Origin of the sequence: Bacillus sp. FJAT-42315 (assembly GCF_002797375.1) — a bacterium.
Lineage (GTDB): Bacteria > Bacillota > Bacilli > Bacillales > Domibacillaceae > Bacillus_CE.
In genome coordinates, this window is record NZ_KZ454941.1 from 2,854,729 (window position 1) to 2,868,495 (window position 13,767).

17 protein-coding genes are annotated in these 13,767 nt (G+C 40.0%); 8 read left to right on the forward strand and 9 right to left on the reverse strand.

Annotated features, from left to right (window positions below; genetic code table 11):
• Window positions 1-43: 43 nt before the first annotated feature.
• Window positions 44-1,084 (reverse strand): uroporphyrinogen decarboxylase, encoded by a 1,041-nt coding sequence (hemE, locus tag CEF22_RS14030; protein WP_198508112.1) that lies wholly within the window; start codon window positions 1,082-1,084, stop codon window positions 44-46.
• A gap of 363 nt (window positions 1,085-1,447) precedes the next feature.
• Between hemE and CEF22_RS18950 the strand changes: the two genes are divergently transcribed.
• Together CEF22_RS18950 and CEF22_RS14035 are read left to right on the forward strand one after the other, a co-directional pair.
• Window positions 1,448-1,573 (forward strand): hypothetical protein, encoded by a 126-nt coding sequence (locus CEF22_RS18950; RefSeq protein WP_269799386.1) that lies wholly within the window; start codon window positions 1,448-1,450, stop codon window positions 1,571-1,573.
• A 712-nt stretch (window positions 1,574-2,285) separates the two neighbouring features.
• The gene (locus CEF22_RS14035) at window positions 2,286-2,801 is read left to right on the forward strand and encodes an antibiotic biosynthesis monooxygenase family protein (RefSeq protein ID WP_100403358.1); all 516 of its coding nucleotides are present in this window, start codon (window positions 2,286-2,288) and stop codon (window positions 2,799-2,801) included.
• Between the two features lie 48 nt (window positions 2,802-2,849).
• Here CEF22_RS14035 and CEF22_RS14040 read toward each other — a convergent pair whose 3' ends face one another.
• On the reverse strand, window positions 2,850-4,076 hold the full coding sequence (locus CEF22_RS14040; RefSeq protein WP_232726129.1) for an ABC transporter permease: 1,227 nt from the start codon (window positions 4,074-4,076) through the stop codon (window positions 2,850-2,852).
• Complete coding sequence (locus tag CEF22_RS14045; RefSeq protein WP_100403360.1) at window positions 4,073-4,807, reverse strand: ABC transporter ATP-binding protein; 735 nt, start codon at window positions 4,805-4,807, stop codon at window positions 4,073-4,075. The genes CEF22_RS14040 and CEF22_RS14045 overlap by 4 nt, the downstream gene beginning before the upstream one ends.
• A gap of 148 nt (window positions 4,808-4,955) precedes the next feature.
• On the opposite strand from CEF22_RS14045, the gene CEF22_RS14050 reads away from it, so the two are divergent.
• Window positions 4,956-5,375 (forward strand): HIT family protein, encoded by a 420-nt coding sequence (locus CEF22_RS14050; protein WP_100403361.1) that lies wholly within the window; start codon window positions 4,956-4,958, stop codon window positions 5,373-5,375.
• Between the two features lie 66 nt (window positions 5,376-5,441).
• Here the strand turns inward: CEF22_RS14050 and CEF22_RS14055 are convergent, their stop codons facing one another.
• The gene (locus CEF22_RS14055) at window positions 5,442-5,639 is read right to left on the reverse strand and encodes a hypothetical protein (protein WP_100403362.1); all 198 of its coding nucleotides are present in this window, start codon (window positions 5,637-5,639) and stop codon (window positions 5,442-5,444) included.
• A gap of 179 nt (window positions 5,640-5,818) precedes the next feature.
• Between CEF22_RS14055 and CEF22_RS14060 the strand changes: the two genes are divergently transcribed.
• The 5 genes from CEF22_RS14060 (at window position 5,819) to CEF22_RS14080 (ending at window position 8,987) form a co-directional block, all read left to right on the forward strand.
• Window positions 5,819-6,196, forward strand: coding sequence for a YtxH domain-containing protein (locus CEF22_RS14060; protein WP_100403363.1), 378 nt, complete (start codon window positions 5,819-5,821; stop codon window positions 6,194-6,196).
• 134 nt (window positions 6,197-6,330) lie between these two features.
• On the forward strand, window positions 6,331-6,897 hold the full coding sequence (locus tag CEF22_RS14065; protein ID WP_095479893.1) for an HTH-type transcriptional regulator Hpr: 567 nt from the start codon (window positions 6,331-6,333) through the stop codon (window positions 6,895-6,897).
• A 183-nt stretch (window positions 6,898-7,080) separates the two neighbouring features.
• Entirely contained in the window at window positions 7,081-7,635 is a 555-nt protein-coding gene (locus CEF22_RS14070) for a DUF3267 domain-containing protein (protein ID WP_100403364.1), read from the forward strand.
• Window positions 7,636-7,744: 109 nt separating this feature from the next.
• A complete protein-coding gene (locus CEF22_RS14075; protein ID WP_094836735.1) occupies window positions 7,745-7,924 on the forward strand; it encodes a hypothetical protein in 180 nt (59 codons plus the stop codon).
• A gap of 154 nt (window positions 7,925-8,078) precedes the next feature.
• Complete coding sequence (locus tag CEF22_RS14080) at window positions 8,079-8,987, forward strand: peptidylprolyl isomerase (protein WP_100404025.1); 909 nt, start codon at window positions 8,079-8,081, stop codon at window positions 8,985-8,987.
• A gap of 49 nt (window positions 8,988-9,036) precedes the next feature.
• On the opposite strand, the gene CEF22_RS14085 is transcribed toward CEF22_RS14080, so the two are convergent.
• The 5 genes from CEF22_RS14085 to CEF22_RS14105 all read right to left on the reverse strand — a co-directional run bounded on the left by CEF22_RS14085 (window position 9,037) and on the right by CEF22_RS14105 (window position 13,739).
• On the reverse strand, window positions 9,037-9,210 hold the full coding sequence (locus CEF22_RS14085; protein WP_100403365.1) for a sporulation YhaL family protein: 174 nt from the start codon (window positions 9,208-9,210) through the stop codon (window positions 9,037-9,039).
• Window positions 9,211-9,290: 80 nt separating this feature from the next.
• On the reverse strand, window positions 9,291-10,235 hold the full coding sequence (yhaM, locus tag CEF22_RS14090; protein WP_100403366.1) for a 3'-5' exoribonuclease YhaM: 945 nt from the start codon (window positions 10,233-10,235) through the stop codon (window positions 9,291-9,293).
• A 49-nt stretch (window positions 10,236-10,284) separates the two neighbouring features.
• The gene (locus CEF22_RS14095; RefSeq protein WP_100403367.1) at window positions 10,285-11,481 is read right to left on the reverse strand and encodes an MFS transporter; all 1,197 of its coding nucleotides are present in this window, start codon (window positions 11,479-11,481) and stop codon (window positions 10,285-10,287) included.
• A 121-nt stretch (window positions 11,482-11,602) separates the two neighbouring features.
• Window positions 11,603-12,850, reverse strand: a complete 1,248-nt coding sequence (locus CEF22_RS14100) for an ABC transporter permease (protein WP_100403368.1) — start codon at window positions 12,848-12,850, stop codon at window positions 11,603-11,605.
• The gene (locus tag CEF22_RS14105; RefSeq protein WP_100403369.1) at window positions 12,843-13,739 is read right to left on the reverse strand and encodes an ABC transporter ATP-binding protein; all 897 of its coding nucleotides are present in this window, start codon (window positions 13,737-13,739) and stop codon (window positions 12,843-12,845) included. The genes CEF22_RS14100 and CEF22_RS14105 overlap by 8 nt, the downstream gene beginning before the upstream one ends.
• Window positions 13,740-13,767: the final 28 nt, after the last annotated feature.

Genomic DNA, 13,767 nt, shown 5'->3' on the forward strand with positions numbered 1-13,767 from the left:
CTATTTCAACATATCTTCTTTAAGTTTTCCAAAAAGAATCTTCTTATTTCAGCTTTTCGGCACTATATTCATGAATAAATGTAGTTAAACGCTTTAATGTGTCCGGGTTTACTTCTGGGAAAACCCCATGACCTAAGTTAAAGATGTAGCCAGGTTGTTGAATTCCTTGGTCAATGATTGCTTTTGCTCGTTCCTCAATCACTTCCCACGGAGCTAGTAAAATAGCTGGATCTAAATTTCCTTGAACCGTTTTAGTTATTCCCATTGCTCGTGCTTCTTGAATCGGTAAACGCCAGTCTAAGCCAACGACGTCTAACGGAAGGTCATGCCATTCCATCGCTAAATGACTCGCACCAACACCAAACATAATTAATGGAACTCCTTCTGGACGTAACTCATTAAAAATACGCTCCATGACAGGCTTAATAAATGTACGGTAATCCTGTACATTTAGTGCCCCAACCCAAGAGTCAAAAATTTGCACCGCGCGAGCACCCGCTTTAATTTGAGCTTTCACATAAGTGATCGTCATCTCTACTAATTTGTCCATTAAAGCAAACCATGCTTTTGGTTCAGCATACATAAACGCCTTTGTTTTGTTGTAATTTTTTGACGGTCCACCTTCGATCATATAGCTTGCTAATGTAAAAGGTGCTCCAGCAAAGCCGATCAACGGCACGTTCAGCTGTTCTTGTGTCAGCAAACGAATTGTTTCTAATACATAAGGAACATCATTGGCTGGATCAATCTCTCCAAGCTTCTCCACATCAGCTAATGAACGAATCGGATTACTAATCACCGGTCCAATTCCAGACTTAATATCCACATCGACACCGATCGCTGGAAGCGGTGACATAATATCTTTATAAAGAATCGCCGCATCGACATCATACTGCTCAACCGGCAATCTCGTTACATACGCACATAGTTCTGGCTGATGGGTAATTTCAAACAGTGAATATTTTTCTTTCAACTTGCGATACTCTGGCTGTGAACGTCCAGCCTGACGCATATACCATACTGGAACATAATCTGTCTGTTCCCCTCTTGCTGCTTTTAAAAAAGTATCATTAATCGTTCTCATCACGTTTATTTTTCCACCTTTCCCCGCATTTAAAGTCACTATCCCTCATTATATAAAATCCTTACTCGGAAATAAATGAAAATCCCTGTCTTTTGTACGATTTACACTATAGATGTTTTACGAATAAAAGTATAGCAAGACCGCACAAATGTCATAAATTCGCCAAAGACAACGAAAAGCGGAGCCGACTGTTCAGACACGACAAGCAAATGACAGAATGACGAAATGGCGTACTTCAGCCATGCAGTCAGGCTGGCATTTGACTCGAGTGTCTAGGAGGCGGAGCTAGACAACACGAAAAGCGGAAGGTGCTGCTCAGCGACGTATGAACTGGAACGACCCGCACGAGATAAAGGAAACACGATGAACGCTAGTGAATCGATGTTGACTTATCGCAAGGAGGATCGTGGAAGTTCACTAGTCGCTAGCGCCGGGAGCTGGACAACACCGAAAAGCGGAGCCGACTGTTCAGACACGACAAGCAAATGACAGAATGACGGAATGGCGTACCTCAGCCATGCAGTCAGGCTGGCATTGGACTCGAGGGTCTAGGAGGCGGAGCTAGACAGCACGAAAAGCGGAAGGTGGTGCGCAGCGACGTATGAACTGGAACGACCCGCCCGAGACACAGTCACCGCGAGGAACGCTAGTGAATCGATGTTGACTTATCGCTACGAGGATCGTGGAAGTTCACTAGTCGCTAGCGCCGGGAGCTGGACAACACCGAACAGCGGAGACGTCTGTTCAGACACTACACGCAGCTCACAGGATGACGGAATGGCGTTCTTCAGCCATGCAGTCAGGCTGGCATTGGACTCGAGGGTCTAGGAGGCGGAGCTAGACAGCACGAAAAGCGGAAGGTGGTGCGCAGCGACGTATGAACTGGAACGACCCGCCCGAGACACAGTCACCGCGAGGAACGCTAGTGAATCGATGTTGACTTATCGCTACGAGGATCGTGGAAGTTCACTAGTCGCTAGCGCCGGGAGCTGGACAACACCGAACAGCGGAGACGTCTGTTCAGACACTACACGCAGCTCACAGGATGACGGAATGGCGTTCTTCAGCCATGCAGTCAGGCTGGCATTTGACTCGAGTGTCTAGGAGGCGGAGCTAGACAGCTCGAAAAGCGAATACATGGAAAATTTCAAATGTAAAGTGATATAGTAGAGTAACTACTATATCAGTTGAGGTGACGAAAATGAATGTATATATTACATCTGGAACATTTGAGTTTTTAAAGAAACTGAAAGACAAGCATGCTGATGAAAAGATGATTGTGATGGAGAATGCAGAGGGAGCTACACTTTTGCATGAAACAGAAGAAAAAACGATTTTTCAATCACCCCGTAAGTATGAAGCTATTGATGCATCAGGTGAATTAGCGGATCACGGTTATGTCGTCTTCAACAATATTCCAGTAACAGATGAAGGTCGTCCTATTTTTGAATATCGCTTTAAAAATCGAGCTCGTCTCATTGAAGAAGTGCCAGGGTTTATTGCGATTCGTGTACTTCGTCCCATGAACTCGAATACGTATATTATTATGACCCAATGGAAAGATCAGCAATCGTTTCAAGGATGGCAAAACTCACAAGCTTATAATAAAGCCCATGAAAAACGTGGATCGGCAGACGGAGTCGATAAGCAACCGAAAGTCTTCGCTAACCCATCATACGTCACCACCTACAGCGTTCCGAAAGAAGATCAACAATAACAGTAACAATAAAGGAAAATGGCGACACCGTCAGTGGTGCCGCCATTTTTATAGTTCTTCCATCTTCTTCAAGCGAGATGGAGCATACAGTTTTGTAAAAACCACTGCAAAAAGTAGACCCGCTATTAAAACAAGACCTCCTTGAGTAAGTGTTTGACTAATCACCGTTACCCCTCCAAAAATAATGGCCTGCTTCATGAGTAAGCCACCTAAAAGCTGCAACAACGCCTTTCTTTTCTCAGATGTTGGAACTGGATAAAGAGAGACCCATATTTTCATTTCATGACGCCGAATCATCGGCAACAGTTGAAAACCTGTTAAATAAATGAATAACAAAGCAATGATCAGTTGCAATATCACTTGATCACTAAAGCCGATCACCAGTGCGGCAATCATTGTCAAACGGACATATAGCCCAAAATATTCGCTCATTCGGACGAACGTACGGCGAAATAAAAAGGCATATGTCGATGTTTGATTAAACGGCAATTTCCCTAACAGCGGATCAAGCCATTGACGTCGTTTAACTGTTCCTTTTAAATGAGGAACATCGGTAAATAAATTGGCGAAGCGATAAAAGGCAGCCATTCTTTTCTCTTCTAAATCCACAAGCGTCTCCCACTTTAATGTCAGTCGCTCGGCCGCTTTTTTAAAATATAGGAAATATCCGATCATAATGACAGCTGTCGCCGCAACAAAAAGGAGATTTGAGTTAGAAAATAAGAAATAAAGTAAGGCACCATTTAAGAGCAAACGAATCACTAAATCGACTCGATGGCTTTCTCGCTCCTGCTGTTTGAGCACATACCAACGAATATGTAAATTCCATATTTTCAAGCCTAATAAAACGAGCAAACAAAGAAAAAATGATTGAGCAGACTCTCCCTTTACTTGAGTATACATTGGCATCAAGAAAGCCATCCCTGCAATCAATAAATAAATTTGTGAAAAAAAGCTTGTCCGAATTGCTTTCTGAAAATAACTGTTCATCTTTTCTTCAAGCGGTAATAAAAAGACGGTATCTGCTCGCATTAAAAAGGTGTAGACCGGGCTCCAAGCTAATAGTGCACCAAGTATCACAGCCATAACGAGCGGTGCTGGAAAGTTGTTATCAAGTGTTTTCACCCAGCCGCTATAGTAATAAAGCAGCGCACCAAGCCCAAATACGAGCACAAACAAAAGGTGGTCATTTAGCATATAACGCAAATATTTGCGCAGCTCACCAGAATAAGAATCGAGCCTACTTTTCCATAATTGCTCAATGTTTTTCATCATTCTTCTTCCTTTGTCAGTTGAATATAAATATCATCTAAAGAAGCATCCGGCAAATGGAATTGTTCTCGAAGCTCCGCGATCGTTCCTTGCGCACGAATTTCGCCATTATGCAAAATAATGAACGAGTCACAATATTTTTCGGCCGTTGCCAAAATATGCGTAGACATTAAAATGCCCGCTCCGTTATCACGCATTTTATTCATCCACTCAAGCAACGATTGAATGCCAAGTGGGTCTAGTCCAACAAAGGGTTCATCAATAATATAAAGAGAAGGCTCCGTTAAAAACGCGCTCATAATCATCACTTTTTGCTTCATCCCTTTAGAAAAATGAGCCGGAAACCAATTCATTTTCTGTTGCAAACGAAATTCCTTTAACAAAGGACCGATTCGCTGTTCATACTCCGCTTCGCTCAACCCATAAGCCATCGCTGTTAGCTTCATATGTTCTTCTAACGTTAACTCTTCATATAAAATAGGTGTTTCCGGAATGTAAGAAAACTGTTGGCGGTACTTTTCTGGTCCATCTTTCAACGTATGACCATTAATCAATACGCTTCCTTCTTTCGGTTCCATCAACCCGATGATATGTTTAATGGTCGTACTTTTACCCGCTCCATTCAAACCGATTAATCCTACAATACTTTCTTTTTCAATCGAAAAAGAAATATTTTTCAACACTGGCTTACGTGTATATCCACCGACCAGATCCTCAACTTTTAATAAAGACATAGAAAACGTCCCTTCTCATCATTTGATTACTCCTATTTTAGCAAATTCTTTCATAAAACTCATCGATTGTCTCATAGCTTGTCTATTTATTAAATCTTGGTTGTGTGTTAAAATTTTGACAATTACATGATTAGAAAGGATGAAAAAAATGAGCGACTGCATTTTTTGTAAAATTATTGACGGAGAAATCCCTTCTGCCAAAGTATATGAAGATGAGCATGTGTATGCGTTTTTAGACATTAGTCAAGTCACGAAAGGACACACTCTTATTATTCCGAAAGAGCATAAGGAAAATGTCTTTGAATTGACGTCTGATCAAGCAGCTCGTTTCTTTGCAGTGGTACCGAAAATTGCCCAGGCGATCAAGAAAGAATTTCAAGTCGAAGGGTTAAATATTTTAAACAATAACGGTGCAGTAGCCGGCCAAACCGTGTTCCACTCCCATATTCATTTGCTTCCACGTTACGGCAAAGAGGATGGGTTTCATCCGATCTTTCAAGACCATAGCGGCGAATATTCGAAAGAAGAATTCCAACAAATCGCTCAAAGTATTGCTCAGCATATCTAAAACTAGCGGACTTTCTAGGGAAGGGTCAGGCTCCTAAAGAGCTGACCCTTCATTCATCTGCCTTGCTTACCCATTCCACATATAGGTAAGTAAAACAGCTAATACTAAAAAAACGCCTCCTGCTATTCCAAAGATTTTGATTCTTTGTTTCGCTACGTGCTTAGACATACATATTCCTGGCTTGCAAATTTCACGAATGTAGTTGACCATGCTCATCAACAGAATAAAACTAATCGCATAGCATGCAAAAATGACGCCTTCCATCGATGTCACTCCTCTACTTCTTTCCTTAATCGTTGCTTTCCCCTGATGGTAACAATTACAATAAAGGATGACGTTTCTTACATACTATGCATACAAAGAGCGACAATGAACCTGTTTACGAGAGGAAATGAAGGAATTTGATCATTTATCGAGAATTGAAAGAAATGAGGTGAAGACATATGGATAAAAAAGCATTATTACTCGGAGTGCTCACCGGCGCAGCAGCTGGGGTTGCGGCTACTTTATGGAACACACCGTTATCAGGTAAAGAAGCACAAGAAAAAATAAAAACTTCACTACATAGTGCAAAATGCTCGATCAATAACATCAGCAATGATTTACACGAAGTCAAATCTTCAGTGAAGGCCCTCACGGAAATTAGCAAGGAGACATTTACTGAAGTAACAAGCGGCTTAAAAACGAGTGTATCTTTATGGCAGGAAAGTACGCAACCTACGATTCAAAAGCTTCAACAAGAACTAGGAGAGATCCAATCAACAGTGGAAGAATTAACTGAATTACAAAATCAACTACCTAAAAACAAGGAATCTAAATAAGATTCCTTGTTTTTTTCGAAAATTTAGTAAATTTATATCTTTATTATTTTTTATTTTATTGGCATAATAATATTAACTATATTCATATTTTTTGTCTATTGGGAGTGAATAATTTAGAAAAAGAAGGTGCAGATATGTCCAATCATCAATATTCTATGAAAGAAGCGCTTATATTCAGCCAGCGGATGGCACAATTAAGCAAGGCATTATGGAAGGCTGTCGAAAAGGATTGGCAGCAATGGATTAAACCGTACGATTTAAATATTAACGAGCATCATATTTTATGGATTGCTTATCATTTAAAAGGAGCCTCGATTTCAGATGTAGCCAAGTTTGGTGTGATGCACGTCTCAACCGCTTTTAATTTTTCAAAAAAATTAGAAGAGAGAGGTTATTTGAAGTTTTCTAAGAAGGAAAATGATAAACGTAATACGTATATAGAAATTACAGCAAGCGGTGAACACGTCTTGCTAGATCTGATGGAGAGCTATGACCCTCATCAAAACTCTGTGTTCGCAGGAACCTCGCCACTACGAGAGCTTTTTGGCCAATTTCCTGATTTAGTGGAACTTATGACGATCGTCAAAAATATTTATGGCGAAGACTTTATGGATATTTTTGAGAAATCAATCCATAATATCGACAAGGATTTTTTAGAAGAAGATGGGAAGCTCGTCAAAGCCACAATTCAGCCAAGGTAATCACTCCAACAGATCTATAGTACGGAAGAAAGACCTTCCGTGCTTCATTCTGCCCGCTTTTGTTCATTCCTTCACATATTCTCACCCTATTTTTATGAAAATAAATATTGCTTTTTCCCTTCAATCATCGTAAATTAGTGGAATAATCATATCATCTTTTCGTCAATTGGAGGGACGATTGTTATGAAGTGTTGGCGTACGTTTGATTTTGAAAGAAGGTACGGTTTCAATAAAATCATCATTTTTTCGTTCATCCTAATGATGATGTTTTTTAGTTTTAGCTTTGCGTTCATGCAATCGTTGTATGCTGAAACGTTATACTCTTCGTATTTTGAGTTATTTTTGATCCTATTGCTAGCAATTTACCCACTCCATAAACTTGTGCATATGCTACCCATTCTGCGTTATTTGCCGCATATGACGTTTAAATATAGTTTGAAATTAGGCTGTCTTCCCGTTATTTTCATCACGATTAAGAAGCCTGTGCCAAAGAACAGGTTTATGCTTAGTTTAGTGTTGCCTTTTTTCATAATAAACCCAGTGCTGCTTTTAAGTGGTGTTCTCTTCCCGCATTATTTGCATTATTTTACGATGCTTTCTGCTTTTCATACAGGAATTTGTGTGATGGATTTTATTTATTTAAAAGCGTTAGTGACCTCGCCGAAGTCATCTGTCATCGAAGAGCATGACCGCGGGTATGAAATTTTAATTCCTCAAGAGATCAAACAAACAGTTTAGCGAAAAAGGTTACTTCCTCCTCTTCCTAACTGTTTTTCTATCTTTTTGGAGCGCTTTTTGGTATGTTATTTACATATAATCAAACGAGGAGGGAAACCATTTGATCACTATTATCGTTGTATTCGTGATATTTTCTGCACTCATCTTGTTTAACATCAACCGATTAACGAGCATTCTTTGTACTCAAAAGGAGATTCCGGAAGAGAAACACCCGAAGATCTTCCGTACAATAAATATTTATATTACGATTTTATTGATTTCATCCTATGTAGAAATACTTTATACATAAAACGAGCCGTATGTTTAACTTCGGCTCGTTTTATTTGCTCGTTCAAATTTTTGGCTACTTCATGAAAATATGTTATAGTATGTGCTAGAATGAAATTGCAGAAGCGGCGGCTTACCAAAAAGCTGGCTAATTTATCAGGGAGTTGTTAATGAGAATGAAAAAATGGCTACTATCTATTTCTTTAGCAGCAGGCGCAGTCGGCCTTGCTGGGTGTGGCGCAAGTGATGACGTTGTTGCTACAACAAAAGCTGGAGATGTGACGAAAGACGAACTTTACAATGCAATGAAACAAAACAACAAACAGCAAATGGAACAAACTCTTCAAAGTCTTGTGTACGAAAAAGTCCTTTCTGAAAAGTATTCTGTATCCGATAAAGAATTAGATGAAGAATTAAAGAAAGCGAAAGAACAATTAGGAGATCAATATGAGATGTTCCTAACTCAATATGGTATAGATGAAAAAGGCTTTAAAGAGCTGATCAAATCAGAACTATTACGTAAGAAAGCCGCAACGGCAGATATTAAAGTGTCTGACAAAGAACTAAAAGAATACTACGACAAGTGGGAAGCTCCAGTCGAAGTTAGCCATATTTTAGTAGAAGATGAAAAGAAAGCGAAAGAAATTAAGGCACAGCTTGATAAAGGAGAAAAGTTCGATAAATTAGCTGAAGAACACTCGATGGACCCTGGCTCTGCTGCAAATGGTGGAAGTCTAGGCTGGGTCGACAACCAAGGTCGCCAGCAATTCGTTCCTGAGTTTGTTGAAGCTCTATCTAAATTAAAAGTCGATCAAATTAGTGAACCAGTGAAATCTGAGTTTGGCTACCATATCATCAAAATTACTGACAAAAAAGAGAAAAAATCGTTTGAAGATATGAAAGCAGAATTAACAGATGAACTGAAAGCTTCTAAAGTAGACCCTGCTAAGTTACAAGAGAAATTAGATAAAGAAATAAAAGCAGCAGACGTTAAAGTAGAAGATGCTGACTTAAAAGGTGCTTTCGAAAGCGAATCAGCTCCTGCTGAAGGCGGACCGAAAGAAGAGAACAAAGAAGAAAAATAATCTAAAAAAGAGATGGTTCCCTCCACTAGTGGGACCATCTCTTTTATCGTTAATTTTTCACTTTCAAATCTCTCTCTTTTTCCATCCTTTGAATATACACTTGCCCTTCCTGTTCAATATAATCCATCTCAGCTTTTCTTTCAGCCTTTGATGTTTTCACTGTCATAAATGCGCTAAAAAAAATTCCTGCTACTACGACATACATCCATATTGGAAATGTCATGACCTTCTCCCCTTTCTTGGACTCGCATTCGTTACTATATATATTCTAGAATAAAAAAAACATGTCCCGTTAAGGACATGCTAAGAAGAAAAATTCGGTTTATAGAAAGAACGATTATCTAAGGCAAATACCCTTTCAGAAAACTCTCCTGGCTTCGTACGCTCTAGCACACGATCTAACATATTCATTTTCGCATCTAAATTATCAATATAATGAAGAATTTCCGCTTCCTTCACCATTGGTGGCTTCGGACTTCCCCATTCTGCTTTCCCATGGTGAGAAAGGACAATATGCTTTAAAATCATCGCCTCTTCCCCATCAATGCCAAGCTCGTCTGCTGCCTTGCCAATTTCATTGACCATGATCGTAATATGCCCGAGTAAATTCCCTTCGACTGTATACGTCGTAGAGACCGGACCGGAAAGCTCCATCACTTTCCCTAAGTCGTGCAAAATCACACCTGCATATAATAAATCCCGATCAAGTGATGGATACAGATCCGCAATTGACTTCGCTAGCTTTAACATCGAAACGACATGAAAAGCAAGCCCTGAAACAAATTCATGGTGATTCTTCGTTGCCGCCGGATATTCGAGAAATTCCTCATGATGTTTTTTCAATAAGAAACGGGTAATTCGCTGAATATGTGGATTTTTCATTTCAAAGATAAACTGAGTGATAATATCCGTCATCTCCGTTTGCGTCATCGGAGCCGTTTCAATAAATTCACTTACCTGCACGCCATCCTGTGGATTTGCTGGGCGAATTTGGCGAATTTTTAATTGCATTCGCCCACGATAATTTTGAATTTCCCCTGTTACTTTCACAATCGTCTGAGGCTGATATAACTTTTCCGTCTCCTCTTTTGCATCCCATAGTTTCGCTTCAATTTCTCCGCTTTTATCTTGTAAAATCAGCGTTAAATAAGGATTGCCGTTGACTGCAATGCTTCTTGTCGCAGACTTAATTAACAAATAGCACTCGACACTTTGTCCTGCTTCATAATGTGTAATACCTTGAGACATCCCTACTTCTCCCTCCTTCAACTCGATAATTAAATGATAACATAAAAGGCTATTTTGCTTCTTGTACTTTGTGCTTCATAGCAAAGCGATAAGTAAATAGAAAGCCAACTAACATCACAGCTCCTCCAAATAAATAGGGGGAATGAATATTCCATTCAAATAGCATACCCGCAACGAGCGGACCAGCGACGTTTCCAAGGCTCATAAACGAATTATTCAGCCCCATAATATATCCTTGTTGTGAACCCGCATATTTGGAAAGTAAAGAGTTAACCGATGGTCGAAGTAACGAGTTACCAATGAAAAATAAACCCGTCGTTACTAACACACCAACAAAATTAGTCGCGAGTGTCATAATCCCAAAGCCAATAGCACTCAGCATTAACGAACCGAGCACAGTGTTACGGTCCCCGAACCTCTTTGTTACTTTCCCGACACCGTATCCTTGAACGACTGTACCGATCAAGCCGATAATGAGCATAATTAGACCAACATCTTTCGGTCCATAGTTGTAACGCTCCCATGAATAATAACTAAATATCGATTGGAAGTTGGCAAGACCGAAGCTTAATAAGAACACAAGAAATAACAAAAATCCAGCGGGACTCAACATCGTCTGTTTAAATTGTTCCCATTGATTGACTGCCGGTTCATTTGCTTTTTTCTGCGCATCCTGCTCCCGCTGTTCTTTAGAATATGATTCCGGTAAAATCAACACGGACACAGTCGCCGCGATAACGGCTGCGATTCCAGCAAAAATAAACGGATATGATAAATCATATTCAGCGAGCCACCCGCCAATACCAGGACCAATGACAATCCCAAGTCCCATTGACGCTCCTAAAATCCCCATCCCTTTTCCACGATCTTCAGCCGTTGTGACGTCAGATACATAAGCCATTGCTGTTGGCATTAAGGCAGAGCCAAACACTCCTGCTAATATTCGGGCAATAAATAACATCCCTATATTAGTCGCGAAGGCAAACATGAACTCAGCCGCCGCAAAGCCAAGCAAACCAGCTGTGATTAACGGCTTCCGTCCAATTTTGTCAGATAGCTTTCCCCATACCGGTGCGAAAAGAAACTGCATAAAAGAATACACCGCAATTAAAGCTCCTAGTGTCCTTGCTCCCGCTCCAAACTCTTCCACATAAAATGGCAAAATAGGAATGACAAGACCGATTCCTACCATAATGATAAATAAATTAAAGCTGAGCAATAATAATGGGCCTTTGTTTTTTTTCATAATACATTCCTCTCTCACTTGTAGCAGTATTGTTATTTTAACCAATTATTACTTCAGGTGCGAGTAGTTATTATAGAAAAAACAGAAAAGAGGCCCTTTTATATCATAGGCCTCTCTCTCATTATTGATGTTTCGATAATTGAATCGCTTTTTTAATATCTTTCAACGAGCTAGATTTTCCGTATATTAACACGCCGCCGCGATAAATTCTTGCGCCAATTACAGCTAATAGAATAATGGAGACGAGTAAAATGCCAATCCCGGTTGCGACCTCCCACATTGGGATATTTAACATACCTACACGAACAAACATAATCATCGGTGTAAAGAAAGGAATATACGAAGTAATGGTAATGAACGAAGATTCTGGATTTCCAAGGCCATACATCGATAGAAAGAAACCAATCATCACCGAAAATGTTAATGGCATCATCATTTGTTGAACATCCTCTAGCCGGCTGACGAGCGAGCCTAATAAAGCGGCAATCGTCGCATATAAAAAGTAGCCAAGAATGAAAAAGACGATCGCATAGATGAGTAACGGAGCGGAAACCGTTGTTAGTCCTAATAGACTGACGACTGAATCGTCTGATTGACTAGAGAACGCATAATAAGCCACTCCGAACCAAACGGCCATTTGCGTTATCCCAAGCAAGCCAATGCCAATGATTTTGGCAAACATTTGCTTCACCGGTGATACGCTTGAAATCAAAATTTCCATCACCCTTGAAGACTTTTCAATCGCTACTTCAGAAGCAATCATATTCGCATAAATAATGACCGACAAATAAATAAAGAACAATAAAATATACACAAGCGCCTGAGCTTGCATCATCTCTTCCTCTGATTTCGCTTCTTTCGCTAGCGCCACTTTTTCGACATCAACAGGTGCGTTCCAAAGGGCCATTTCTTCTGGCGATAACTTTAATTGACTCGCCATTTCTTGCCCTTTAATCATTTGTAAAGCTTGACTGATCTCATTCACTAATGTGCTATTGGCGACGCTTAATGCTTTATATGTAGCTGTAGGTAGGCCTTGTTCATTTCTTTTTAACAAGATATACCCTTCATATTTTTCGTTTTCGACAGATTTTGTTAATTGGGCTTCCGTTTGCTTCGTCGCTTCAATTAACTGAATATCACTATTTTGTGCGGACAATTGTTGCTTTAGTGGCTGCAAAAGTGTCCCACTTTCATCAACTGCCGCTAGCTTTGTCTTCTCATCTTCTTCATCAAATACACCAACAATTTTTTCAAAGTTTGCACCAGCCATAATAACAATGGCCACGATAATCGTCGTCAACAGAAAAGCTTTCGTCTTAAATTTATTTATGTACGATTGAGATAGCATTAACCAAAAACTATTCATACGAAGCACCTACCTTTTCAATAAAGATATCATTCAAAGAAGGCTCTTCTAATTCAAATCTCTGCACGAAGCCTTTTCCTTGTAACTCTGAAAAAATTCGCTGTGAGATCTCTTCCTCGGCAATTTGCAAAACAATTCCTTCAGCCGTCTTCGTTGATTTCAACACACCTGGAGCATTCGCTAAAAAGCTCACATCAAAATCCGCATGCACTTTCACGTTCTTCTTGCCAAATGAACGTTTAATTTCACTCAAGTTCCCATGTACCACTGGACGACCGTGATGCATAATACATAAATGCTCACATAGCTCCTCTACATGCTCCATCCGGTGACTAGAGAAAACAATCGTCGTCCCATTTTCTTTTAACTCAACCACGGCTTGTTTCAGTAATTCTACGTTGATCGGGTCTAATCCACTGAACGGTTCATCAAGAATGAGCAGCTGCGGTTGATGAACAACAGACGCAATAAACTGTATTTTTTGCTGGTTCCCTTTCGAGAGCTCTTCTACTTTTTTATTCGCATAATCGGGTACATTGAACCTTTCTAGCCAACGATCCGTTTCGCTCGCCGCTTTTTTCTTATCCATCCCACGCAACCTTGCTAAATAGACAATTTGTTCCTTCACCTTCATTTTCGGATATAGTCCTCTTTCCTCAGGCAAATAACCAATATAAGCACTCGTATCGTAATTGATCGATTGGTTCTTCCAAGTAATAAGACCTTCCGTTTGTTGCATCAACCCTAAAATCATGCGAAATGTCGTCGTCTTCCCTGCCCCATTTGCTCCTAAAAAGCCAAAAATATCTTTCTCTGGAATGTTTAACGATAGTTGATTTACCGCTGTGAAATCTCCAAATTTCTTTGTTACTTTCTCTAACACTAGCATCTATTAATCACCTCCTTATGTTCTACGA

Bases quoted from the DNA above. Each gene is read 5' to 3' on its own strand.
- CEF22_RS14080 (WP_100404025.1), top strand. From the start codon at position 8,079: ATGAAAAAATGGCTACTATCTATTTCTTTAGCAGCAGGCGCAGTCGGC.
- CEF22_RS14085 (WP_100403365.1), bottom strand. From the start codon at position 9,210: ATGACATTTCCAATATGGATGTATGTCGTAGTAGCAGGAATTTTTTTT.
- CEF22_RS14070 (WP_100403364.1), top strand. From the start codon at position 7,081: ATGAAGTGTTGGCGTACGTTTGATTTTGAAAGAAGGTACGGTTTCAAT.
- CEF22_RS14095 (WP_100403367.1), bottom strand. From the start codon at position 11,481: ATGAAAAAAAACAAAGGCCCATTATTATTGCTCAGCTTTAATTTATTT.
- yhaM (WP_100403366.1), bottom strand. From the start codon at position 10,235: ATGTCTCAAGGTATTACACATTATGAAGCAGGACAAAGTGTCGAGTGC.
- CEF22_RS14060 (WP_100403363.1), top strand. From the start codon at position 5,819: ATGGATAAAAAAGCATTATTACTCGGAGTGCTCACCGGCGCAGCAGCT.
- CEF22_RS14045 (WP_100403360.1), bottom strand. From the start codon at position 4,807: ATGTCTTTATTAAAAGTTGAGGATCTGGTCGGTGGATATACACGTAAG.
- hemE (WP_198508112.1), bottom strand. From the start codon at position 1,084: ATGAGAACGATTAATGATACTTTTTTAAAAGCAGCAAGAGGGGAACAG.
- CEF22_RS14040 (WP_232726129.1), bottom strand. From the start codon at position 4,076: ATGATGAAAAACATTGAGCAATTATGGAAAAGTAGGCTCGATTCTTAT.
- CEF22_RS14050 (WP_100403361.1), top strand. From the start codon at position 4,956: ATGAGCGACTGCATTTTTTGTAAAATTATTGACGGAGAAATCCCTTCT.
- CEF22_RS18950 (WP_269799386.1), top strand. From the start codon at position 1,448: ATGAACGCTAGTGAATCGATGTTGACTTATCGCAAGGAGGATCGTGGA.
- CEF22_RS14065 (WP_095479893.1), top strand. From the start codon at position 6,331: ATGTCCAATCATCAATATTCTATGAAAGAAGCGCTTATATTCAGCCAG.
- CEF22_RS14035 (WP_100403358.1), top strand. From the start codon at position 2,286: ATGAATGTATATATTACATCTGGAACATTTGAGTTTTTAAAGAAACTG.
- CEF22_RS14100 (WP_100403368.1), bottom strand. From the start codon at position 12,850: ATGAATAGTTTTTGGTTAATGCTATCTCAATCGTACATAAATAAATTT.
- CEF22_RS14055 (WP_100403362.1), bottom strand. From the start codon at position 5,639: ATGGAAGGCGTCATTTTTGCATGCTATGCGATTAGTTTTATTCTGTTG.
- CEF22_RS14105 (WP_100403369.1), bottom strand. From the start codon at position 13,739: ATGCTAGTGTTAGAGAAAGTAACAAAGAAATTTGGAGATTTCACAGCG.